Consider the following 8,886-nt stretch of genomic DNA (forward strand, 5'->3'; position numbering starts at 1 on the left):
GAACCAGGAGGACTATCACTCATAGATAAACTATGAGTGATAGTCACCAGTCCAGCACGGGTCAACCTGCGCCGTCTCCCGATCGTCGAGCGCGCCGCCGACACGCCAAACGCGCCCGGATCGTCGACGAAGCGTGGACGCTGGCGCGACGCGACGGCCTCGCCGGTCTCTCGCTGCGCGACCTCGCCGACAGCGTCGATCTCCGACAACCGTCGCTGTACGCCTACTTCGAATCGAAGCTCGATCTCTACGACTCGATGTTCGCCGACGGCCAACGCCAGCTGCTCGCCTGGTGTTCGACGCGCGAACCGCTCGCCGATCCTCGGGACGAACTCGTCGCGACCGTCGAAGACCTCGTGCGATTCTCGAGCGCGGACACCGTTCGCCATCAACTGCTCTTTCAGCGCACGGTCCCCGGCTTCGAGCCATCGGACGCCGCGATGGTGCCCGCTCGACAGTTCTTCGAGGCCATGACACAGCGGCTCGACGCCGCAGGCGTGGACGGGCCCGCCGAGGTCGACTTGTTCTCGGCGATCGTCTCCGGATTGGCGCACCAACAGGTCGCCAACGACCCCGGCGGCGACCGCTGGGTCGTCCTGGCCCGTCGCGTCGTCGAGGCGATGCTCGCCGACATCGACCGGCGTTCTGGCCCGACATCATCGAACACCACACCAACCCAGACCAGGAGGACGAAGGAATGACCGGAAATCAGCAGACCGCGAGAATCGACGTCTCGTCGATTGCCCGCATCGACCACGACGAAGCAATGCGGATCACCGCGGTCGAGAATCGCAAGTTCGGCGACGTGATGACCGCGCTGAGTCCAGATCAATGGAGCACCCAGACCGAGTGCACGTTGTGGGACGTCCGCGCGATGGCGGCCCACCTGGTGGGCTCCGCAGCGAGCCAGGCCTCACCTCGCGAGTTCCTCCGCCAGAAACGCGGCGGCAAGCCGATCTGCACCGAACTCGGTTCGCCGTTCTGGTGGGACGGCATGAACGAACTCCAGGTACGCGAACGCGAAGCATCGACGACGGCACAACTGATCGACGAGTGGTCCACGGCCTCGGCCGCAGCGCTGAAGTCGCGCACCAAGATGCCCAGGTTGATCGCCGGGCTGAAGCTGTTGAACCTTCCCGAGCCCGTCGGCCGCCAGCCGCTGTCCTATCTGTTCGACATCGGGTTCACCCGTGACGTCTGGGCGCACCGGATCGACATCGCCCATGCCACCGCCACCGAACCCGACCACGACGCCGATCACGACGGACGCATCCTGGCCGACATCGTCGCGGAATGGGCCTCGACCCACGGCGAACCGTTCCGCCTCATCCTCGACGGCCCCGCCGGTGGCAGCTTCGTACAGGGCACCGGCGGCGACGAGATCCACCTCAGCGTCGTCGACTTCGTCCGCACACTCGCTGAGCGGACCACCGCCGACGGCGTGCTCCGGCACACGCTTCCACTCTGAACACCCGAACCAGCGAAAAGGACACTTACCATGACGAACACACAGATCGACGAGATCGCTGACGGGATCTACCGTCTCTCGACCTTCGTCCCCGACGTCGGCCCGACGGGCTTCACCTTCAACCAGTTCCTGATCGACGACGACGACCCGTTGCTCTTCCACACCGGTCAGCGGATGCTGTTCGACTCGGTCAGCGAAGCCATCTCCACGGTCGTCCCGGTCGAGACACTCCGCTGGATCACGTTCGGCCACGTCGAGGCCGACGAGTGCGGCGCCATGAACCAATTCCTCGCCGCAGCACCCAGATCCGAGGTCGCGCACGGCGGCCTCGGCTGCATGGTGTCGCTCAACGACCTGGCCGACCGACCGCCCGTCCCCCTGGCCGATGGTCAGGTCATCGAACTGGGCCGGCATCGGGTACGACACATCGACACGCCCCACGTGCCTCACGGCTGGGAAGCCCGCGTCCTGTTCGAGGAGACGACCAAGACCCTGCTGTGCGGAGACCTCCTCACTCAGCTCGGTCAGGGTCCGGCACTCACCTCGAACGACGTGCTCGCCGGCGCAGCCGAGGCGGAGGACGTCTTCGGCTCCAGTTGCATCACTCCGTCCAGCGCGCCGACGATCCGATCACTCGCGAACCTCGACCCAGCCACGCTCGCCGTGATGCACGGGTCCAGCGTGACGGGCGACTGCACGGGCGCGCTCCTGGGCCTGGCCGACGACTACGAGCGACGCCTCCTCAACCCCCCGCCGTTCGCGTGAGGAGTTTGCGCTCCGCGGGCGCACAGACCTCACGCGTTCGCCGGATGCGGATCACGTAGGGGGTCAGTAGGCGGGGAATTTGGCGCAGAGGTCGGCGACCTCGGACTTGATCGCCGCGAGCGCGTCGGCGTTGCCGACTTCGCGCAACGCACGGGCGATCAGGTCGGCAATCATCGGCATCTGGGATTCGGTCATCCCCTGTGTGGTCACCGACGGGGTCCCGATCCGCACACCACTGGTGACGAACGGGCTGCGCGGGTCGTCGGGGATCGTGTTCTTGTTGAGCGTGATTCCCGCTTCGTCCAGCGTGGCCTGGGCGACCTTGCCGGTGAGCTCGGCGTCGAACGGTGTCAGGTCGACCACCATCAGATGGTTGTCGGTCCCTCCCGACACGAGCCGGAAGCCCTCCTGGACCAGAGCGTCGGCGAGTGCCGAAGCATTCGCGACGACCTGGTGCGCGTACTCGGAGAACGATGGGTCGGCAGCCTCGCGGAAGGCCACGGCCTTTCCGGCGATGACGTGTTCGAGCGGACCACCCTGCCAACCGGGGAAGACGGCCTTGTCGATCGCCTTCGCATGCTCGGCGGTGGACAGGATGCAGCCGCCGCGCGGGCCGCGGAGCGTCTTGTGCGTCGTGAACGTCACGATGTCGGCGTACGGAACGGGGTTCGGGTGGGCCCCGCCCGCCACGAGTCCGGCGAGGTGTGCGATGTCGAACATCAGGAGAGCGCCGACCTCGTCGGCGATCTTCCTGAACGGTTCCGGGTCGAGACGGCGCGGGTACGACGTCGTGCCCACCACGATCAGCTTCGGGCGGTGCTCGACCGCGAGGTCGTGGACCTGGTCCATGTCGATGCGATCCTCGGCACCGGTTCCGTAGGCGACGAAGTTGTAGAGCAGGCCGCTGGCGTTGACCGGCGAGCCGTGGGTGAGGTGGCCGCCATGATCGAGGCTGAGGCCGAGGACGGTGTCACCGGGCTCGAGCAACGCCTGGTAGACGCACATGTTGGCGTTGGCACCCGAGTGCGGTTGCACGTTCGCGTGCTCCGCACCGAACAGTTCCTTCACCCGATCGATCGCGAGCTGCTCGATCGAGTCGACGATCGCGTTTCCGCCGTAGTAGCGCTTGCCGGGGTACCCCTCGGAGTACTTGTTGGTGAGCACGGATCCGGTCGCTGCCATCACCGCGGGCGACGTGAAGTTCTCGCTCGCGATGAGCTGCAGTCCGCTGGTCTGACGCTCGACCTCGCGCTGGATGAGATCCAGCACTTCGGTGTCGGGGTCGGTCGTACTCGGGAAGGGCATCGTGGTTTCCTCGTCTCGTGTATCAACTGGGGTCTGACCCCAGTTGATACGTGGCTGGTGGTTCAGAAGTCGGCTTCGAGGGCGGTGATCTGGTCGACGCGGCGCTGGTGCCGGCCGCCTTCGAATTCGGTGGTCGCGAAGGTGGACACGATCTCCTCGGCGAGACCGATGCCGACGACGCGACCACCCATCGAGAGCACGTTCGCGTCGTTGTGCTCGCGGGCCATCCGCGCGGTGTAGAGACAGTTGCACAGTGCGGCACGCACACCTCGGACCTTGTTGGCGGCGAGCTGCTCGCCCTGGCCGCTGCCACCGAGGACGATTCCGAAGTCGGCGTCACCGGCGACGACGGTGCGGCCGACGCCGGCACAGATCTCCGGATAGTCGACCGAGTCGGTCGAGTGGGTGCCCTGGTCGTCGACCGAGTGGCCGAGGACCGTGAGGAACGTGACGAGATGAGCTTTGAGCTCGAACCCCGCATGATCGGAGCCGATTGCGATGCGTGCCATCGCGGATCGAGTGTACGGACCGCGGCCTGTCGCGGCGCATTGCGTTTGCGACGCGAATCGCCACCTCGAGTCGAACGTCCGTATTCTCACGCGGTGACGCTCGATCCCCGGACCCCAGTGATCGTCGGTGTCGGCCAGTACAACCACCGCGCCGACTCCCTCGACGATGCCCTCGAACCCGCCGCGTTGATGGAGCGCGCCGCTCTCGCTGCCAGCGCCGACGCCGGTCTCGACGGCCCGCCCGCCGCCGACTCGGTCCGGGTGGTGAGCATCATCGGCTGGCGCTATCGCAACGCGCCACGCTTCCTCGCTGAGCGACTCGGCATCGAGGCAGCCGAGCTCGCACAGACGACGAACGGCGGCAACAGCCCCCAGTCACTCGTGAACCGGACGGCGCTCGACATCGCAGCGGGCGACATCGATGTCGCGGTTCTCGCCGGCGCCGAAGCGTTCCGCACCTACATGCGTGCCCGCAAGGAGGGCGTGAAGCTCCCCTGGCCGAAGGCTGCCGACGACGACCACCCGGTCCGCCTCGGCGAAGAACTCGACATGAACCACCCCGCCGAACGCGACCTCGGGATCGTGATGCCGGTCCAGATCTACCCGATGTTCGAAACCGCCTTGCGCGCCGCAGCCGGGCGTACGGTCGACGAACACCAGGCACATCTCGGACGTCTGTGGTCCGACCTCAGCCACGTCGCAGCCGGCAATCCGAACGCCTGGATCCGCGAGCCCAAGTCAGCCGAGGAGATCACCACGGTCGACGCGTCGAACCGCATGATCGGGTTCCCCTATCCGAAGCTGATGAACTCGAACAGCGACGTCGACATGGGTGCCGCCCTCATCATGTGTTCCGTCGAAGCGGCTCGGCGTCTCGGCATCGACGAGAGCAAGTGGGTCTTCCCACACGCCGGAACCGATTGCCACGAGCACAACTTCGTCTCGAACCGCGACACGTTCGCCCGGACGCCTGCGATCGAGCTCGGGGGCCGACGCGCGCTCGAACTCGCCGGCACGACGATCGACGACGTGGAGTTCATCGACCTCTATTCCTGCTTCCCCGCCGCGGTCCAGCTCGGAGCGCAGTCGCTCGGGATCGATCTCGCCGAACGGCAGTGGTCGCGCACCGGCGGGCTCCCCTTCTGTGGCGGGCCGTGGAACAACTACCCGATGCACGCGATCGCGACGATGGTGACCGAGCTGCGAGAGAAGCCCGACGCGCGAGGTCTCGTGTGGGCCAACGGCGGCTATGCGACCAAGCACGCGTTCGGCGTGTACTCGGCCACCCCACCGGACGACGGATTCCGGTACCAGTACCCGCAGGACGAGATCGACGCCCTCCCGAAGCGCGAGCTCGCGGTGGGTGCCGACGCCGTGGGTCCCGCCGACATCGAGGCGTACTCGGTGATGTTCTCCCGCGACGGAGCGGCCGAAACCGCATTCGTTGCGTGTCTGCTCACGGACGGACGACGGGCGTGGGGCACGTCGACGGACCCAGCGGTCGCCGCTGCGATGTGCGACGGCGAGTGGGTGGGCGCCGAGGTCACACTCGACGCCGACGGCTCCGTGCACATCTGACGCGATGACCGCACTGCTCTGGATCGTGCTCGGCGTGCCGGCGATGTCTGGCCGGATGGGCCATGGCCGTGTGGATCAGCGGCGAGATCACGGAGCGGGAGTGGACCACGCTCGACATGGTCCTCGTCGTCGGTGCGCTCGGCACGATCTTGACCATGGCGGCGGCCGTGATGATCGACATGATGGCGCCGATGTGTCTTCGTCACGCTCGGCCAGGTCGCGTCGACGCAGTCCGACGTGCTTCCGCCGGCGTGATATGACGAACTGGCGGGGCTGCGCAACTCCACCGCCGCAATCCTCACTAGAGTTCCGCCAATGAAACGGATCGTCGCCACCGCCACGCTCGCCGCGATCGCGGGCGTCTCGTTCGCCGCTGTGGGACCGGTCGATGCGCAGGTCGTCGGTGCCCTCACCCCGACGATCACCGTGAACCCGACGACTCTCGATACCGCCGGAACCGTTGATGTCGACGCCAGCTTCGAGGTCACCACAGGGTTCGGGTCGACCGAGGTCATCGAGGTCGCCGTGACGCTCTCGGGCACCGAGGAGACCGGCACGCTGCAGACGATGGTGGCTGGTCCAGGACTGCACGGTTGCACAACGGCTGCCGATCGGCTCTCGTACTCCTGCACGATCACCGATCCGACGACCGTTGGCACATACTCGATCACGGGCGTGATCGGCGTCGCCGAACCAGATCCCAGCGTGGCGATCCCGTTCGAATACACGGTGACCGCGAGTGCCGTCGAGACATCGACCGACCAGCGTCTCCCGATCGAGCCGGTGGCCGCCGCTGAGTTGACGATCGAGATCGCAGCGCTCCCGTTGACCGTCGAGACGACCACCACGGTGATCGAGACGACCACGACGATCATCGGCCAGACCACCACGACGGTGCCCCCCGCCACGGAGTTGCCCGCCACCGGCGTCGACAACACCTGGCTCACGGTGCTCGCCGTTGTCCTGCTCGGCCTCGGCACCGGCGCCGTGTCGATCTCGCGCCGACGGGCCTGACCCGGCGGCTGGCCCGACCGAGGTCAGCGCATCGTCGCGTCAGCCGAGGGCGCCCGGTCCGGGCAACTCGGTCTGCTGGTCGTGCACAAGCTTCCAGGTCGATTCCTCACGCACCCGAGACCCGCGTGTTCGATCTCCAACAGCTCGTCCAGCAACTCGTCCACGAGCACGAATGCGGGTCTCAGGTCCTGCCGGCGGCGATGAACTGGCCGGTGACGGCCTGCTGGTTGGCGTGGCGCTGGTCCATCAGTTCCATGACCGCGGCGACGTGTTGCGGATCGCCCGAACCGTAGGCGGCCTCGATGGCGCACGACAGCACCTCGCTCGCGCGGGCGTAGTCCTGCTGAGCATCGGCGACGCGCAGGCTGTTGGTGAGCCCGTCCTCGTACGCCTGCAGTGCCTCGCGCAACGGGGCGGCGTCGGGCATCGCGTCGACGAGTTCGCGCGCGGTCTGTTCGATCGCGTCACGTTCCTCCTGCATCCAGGCCAGCTCGTTCCCGCTGCGCACGGCGACGTTCTTGAGCACGGCGATCGCCATCTCCAGTTGCACCTGGACGGTCGGGTCGGTCACGGCCGGCGCGACCTTGTCGTCGAGCTCGATGCAGATCGCCTCGATCAGTTGCTGAGTGGTCGGGCGTGAGATCATGTGCCACCTCCGGTCGCGGCCTGATGGCGTTTCAGGGCGTTGTAGAACACGTCGTGCATCCCGGAGACGGCGGGCGACATGTAGGCCAGCGGAATTCCGGTCGCCTCTCCACGATCGAGCACAGCGAGCTGCTCGATGACGCTCACGAACACCGTCGATGACGCGAGCAGCAGGAACCAGTCCGTCGTCACGGGGTTGACCTGCTCCTCGGTCAGCCCGCTCACTGCGCGGTAGCGGTCGTAGAACGCCTTCTCGTTGGGGCCGACGATGTCGGGCGGCTGGGTGACGTTGGCCATCATGCACCAGCCGAGGTCCTCGCGCGGATCGCCGATGCGGGTCAGTTCCCAGTCGACCAGCACGTCGTCGCCGTCGGGGCCGAGCATCACGTTGGCGACCTGGAAGTCACCGTGCACCAGCCCGAGCGGAACCGGCGGGGGGCGGTTGTTGCTCAGGTAGGCAGCGATCAAGCGCATGAACGGGTCACGATCGACGTGCTGCTTCTCGGCGTCGACCCAATACTGGATGCGCTGGTCGATGTAGTCGTCCCACGACGCGGGAACCTCGAGGCACGCGGGCGCCTCGTCCACCGGGAACGCCGCGAGCGCGCCGCCGAGCTCGGCCAACCGCGGCGCCAGCGTGTGCACCTGGTCGGGCTCCCGGCGGCCGGCGCTGATCAGCGCCTCGCCGTCGAACATCTCGATCACGATCGCCGGGCTGCCGAGCTCGTCACCGGTCGGATCGAACCACAACGGAGCGGGCATCGGGATCTTCCCGCTCGTGTGCAGCGCCGACAGCACTTCCCACTCGGTTGCCCGGTCGGTGTCGATGATCGCCTGACCGGGTGGCGGATCCTGGCGGACGATGTAGCCGCGCCGGGTGCCGCTCTCCTCGATCCACACCCGCGACATCTGGCGGCTGTAGCCGCCGGTGATCAGCTCGAGGTCGACGACGCGCACGCTGTCTGGATCGTCACTGCGACTCTTGAAGAATTGCTCGACCCGCGCTCGAGATTCGCTCGTGTCGGTCATCTTGCCCCCTTGCGGTCTGGACCCTCCGGCCAGGCGACCATACCCCACCGTCGCTCCGAGCCCGGGCTCGGAGCGGGTGCCACCTGCCAACGACTATCGATCGCGTAAACCCTTGCCATCGAGGATCCGGGGGACCACTTTGTCGATCCGACGGTTGCGTGTCGCAGCCTGCTTCGCGTCGGAGATGTGGAGGTTGTACTCGCGTTGGCGGCCGGGGGTGAGCGCGTTGAATGCCTCGGCGAGTTCGTTGTTGTCCGCCAACCGTTCCTGCAACTCGGTGGCGAGCTCTTCCTCGGGCCGTGGCGGCAGTTCCGTGCCGGCCCGAGCGTGATCGACCGCTTCGTCGACGTAGGTCGCGATGACTTCGGCGAGCGACTCGACGTCGTCGACCGAGGTGAACTTCATGCGCTTCGGACCGTGCGTGTTCGGACCTTGCGCGTGGAGGACCCCTGCCGGGTCGTCGAGCAACACCCCCTGGAAGAACATCAGCGCCAGGTGATCGGAGAACTCCTGGATCAGGATGACGTTCTCGTCGTCGTCGATGCAGTAGCAGGGCTTGCCCCACTTGATCGT

11 protein-coding genes are annotated in these 8,886 nt (G+C 66.8%); 6 read left to right on the plus strand and 5 right to left on the minus strand.

Annotation, left to right across the window (positions count from 1 at the left end; genetic code table 11):
- The first annotated feature begins 32 nt into the window (after positions 1-32).
- Genes WBV89_RS10390 through WBV89_RS10400 form a run of 3 tightly spaced genes read left to right on the plus strand, consistent with a single transcriptional unit; the run spans position 33 to position 2,233 of the window.
- Positions 33-701, plus strand: a complete 669-nt coding sequence (locus WBV89_RS10390) for a TetR/AcrR family transcriptional regulator (RefSeq protein ID WP_423981271.1) — start codon at positions 33-35, stop codon at positions 699-701.
- Positions 698-1,468, plus strand: coding sequence for a maleylpyruvate isomerase family mycothiol-dependent enzyme (locus WBV89_RS10395; protein WP_423981272.1), 771 nt, complete (start codon positions 698-700; stop codon positions 1,466-1,468). The genes WBV89_RS10390 and WBV89_RS10395 overlap by 4 nt, the downstream gene beginning before the upstream one ends.
- Positions 1,469-1,498: 30 nt before the next feature.
- Positions 1,499-2,233, plus strand: a complete 735-nt coding sequence (locus WBV89_RS10400) for an MBL fold metallo-hydrolase (protein WP_423981273.1) — start codon at positions 1,499-1,501, stop codon at positions 2,231-2,233.
- Positions 2,234-2,296: 63 nt separating this feature from the next.
- Here WBV89_RS10400 and glyA read toward each other — a convergent pair whose 3' ends face one another.
- The gene (gene glyA, locus WBV89_RS10405) at positions 2,297-3,538 is read right to left on the minus strand and encodes a serine hydroxymethyltransferase (RefSeq protein ID WP_423981274.1); all 1,242 of its coding nucleotides are present in this window, start codon (positions 3,536-3,538) and stop codon (positions 2,297-2,299) included.
- A gap of 62 nt (positions 3,539-3,600) precedes the next feature.
- Positions 3,601-4,047, minus strand: coding sequence for a ribose 5-phosphate isomerase B (gene rpiB, locus WBV89_RS10410; RefSeq protein WP_423981275.1), 447 nt, complete (start codon positions 4,045-4,047; stop codon positions 3,601-3,603).
- A 93-nt stretch (positions 4,048-4,140) separates the two neighbouring features.
- On the opposite strand from rpiB, the gene WBV89_RS10415 reads away from it, so the two are divergent.
- The 3 genes from WBV89_RS10415 (at position 4,141) to WBV89_RS10425 (ending at position 6,639) form a co-directional block, all read left to right on the plus strand.
- Positions 4,141-5,625 carry an acetyl-CoA acetyltransferase gene (locus WBV89_RS10415; protein WP_423981276.1) on the plus strand — a complete coding sequence of 495 codons (1,485 nt, stop codon included), beginning with the start codon at positions 4,141-4,143 and terminating at the stop codon, positions 5,623-5,625.
- A 62-nt stretch (positions 5,626-5,687) separates the two neighbouring features.
- Positions 5,688-5,885, plus strand: a complete 198-nt coding sequence (locus WBV89_RS10420; protein ID WP_423981277.1) for a hypothetical protein — start codon at positions 5,688-5,690, stop codon at positions 5,883-5,885.
- A 55-nt stretch (positions 5,886-5,940) separates the two neighbouring features.
- Entirely contained in the window at positions 5,941-6,639 is a 699-nt protein-coding gene (locus WBV89_RS10425; RefSeq protein ID WP_423981278.1) for an LPXTG cell wall anchor domain-containing protein, read from the plus strand.
- A gap of 181 nt (positions 6,640-6,820) precedes the next feature.
- On the opposite strand, the gene WBV89_RS10430 is transcribed toward WBV89_RS10425, so the two are convergent.
- From WBV89_RS10430 to WBV89_RS10440, 3 genes are all read right to left on the minus strand, one after another.
- Positions 6,821-7,285 (minus strand): hypothetical protein, encoded by a 465-nt coding sequence (locus WBV89_RS10430; RefSeq protein ID WP_423981279.1) that lies wholly within the window; start codon positions 7,283-7,285, stop codon positions 6,821-6,823.
- Positions 7,282-8,313 carry a phosphotransferase family protein gene (locus WBV89_RS10435; RefSeq protein ID WP_423981280.1) on the minus strand — a complete coding sequence of 344 codons (1,032 nt, stop codon included), beginning with the start codon at positions 8,311-8,313 and terminating at the stop codon, positions 7,282-7,284. The genes WBV89_RS10430 and WBV89_RS10435 overlap by 4 nt, the downstream gene beginning before the upstream one ends.
- A 93-nt stretch (positions 8,314-8,406) precedes the next feature.
- Positions 8,407-8,886 (minus strand): YdeI/OmpD-associated family protein (locus WBV89_RS10440; RefSeq protein WP_423981281.1); only part of this gene is annotated, 480 nt, incomplete at its 5' end.

The sequence above is a fragment of the Ilumatobacter sp. genome (assembly GCF_049588435.1).
In the GTDB taxonomy this organism is placed as follows: Bacteria; Actinomycetota; Acidimicrobiia; order Acidimicrobiales; family Ilumatobacteraceae; genus Ilumatobacter_A.

Bases quoted from the DNA above. Each gene is read 5' to 3' on its own strand.
- WBV89_RS10435 (WP_423981280.1), bottom strand. From the start codon at position 8,313: ATGACCGACACGAGCGAATCTCGAGCGCGGGTCGAGCAATTCTTCAAG.
- WBV89_RS10395 (WP_423981272.1), top strand. From the start codon at position 698: ATGACCGGAAATCAGCAGACCGCGAGAATCGACGTCTCGTCGATTGCC.
- rpiB (WP_423981275.1), bottom strand. From the start codon at position 4,047: ATGGCACGCATCGCAATCGGCTCCGATCATGCGGGGTTCGAGCTCAAA.
- WBV89_RS10400 (WP_423981273.1), top strand. From the start codon at position 1,499: ATGACGAACACACAGATCGACGAGATCGCTGACGGGATCTACCGTCTC.
- WBV89_RS10420 (WP_423981277.1), top strand. From the start codon at position 5,688: ATGGCCGTGTGGATCAGCGGCGAGATCACGGAGCGGGAGTGGACCACG.
- glyA (WP_423981274.1), bottom strand. From the start codon at position 3,538: ATGCCCTTCCCGAGTACGACCGACCCCGACACCGAAGTGCTGGATCTC.
- WBV89_RS10425 (WP_423981278.1), top strand. From the start codon at position 5,941: ATGAAACGGATCGTCGCCACCGCCACGCTCGCCGCGATCGCGGGCGTC.
- WBV89_RS10430 (WP_423981279.1), bottom strand. From the start codon at position 7,285: ATGATCTCACGCCCGACCACTCAGCAACTGATCGAGGCGATCTGCATC.
- WBV89_RS10390 (WP_423981271.1), top strand. From the start codon at position 33: ATGAGTGATAGTCACCAGTCCAGCACGGGTCAACCTGCGCCGTCTCCC.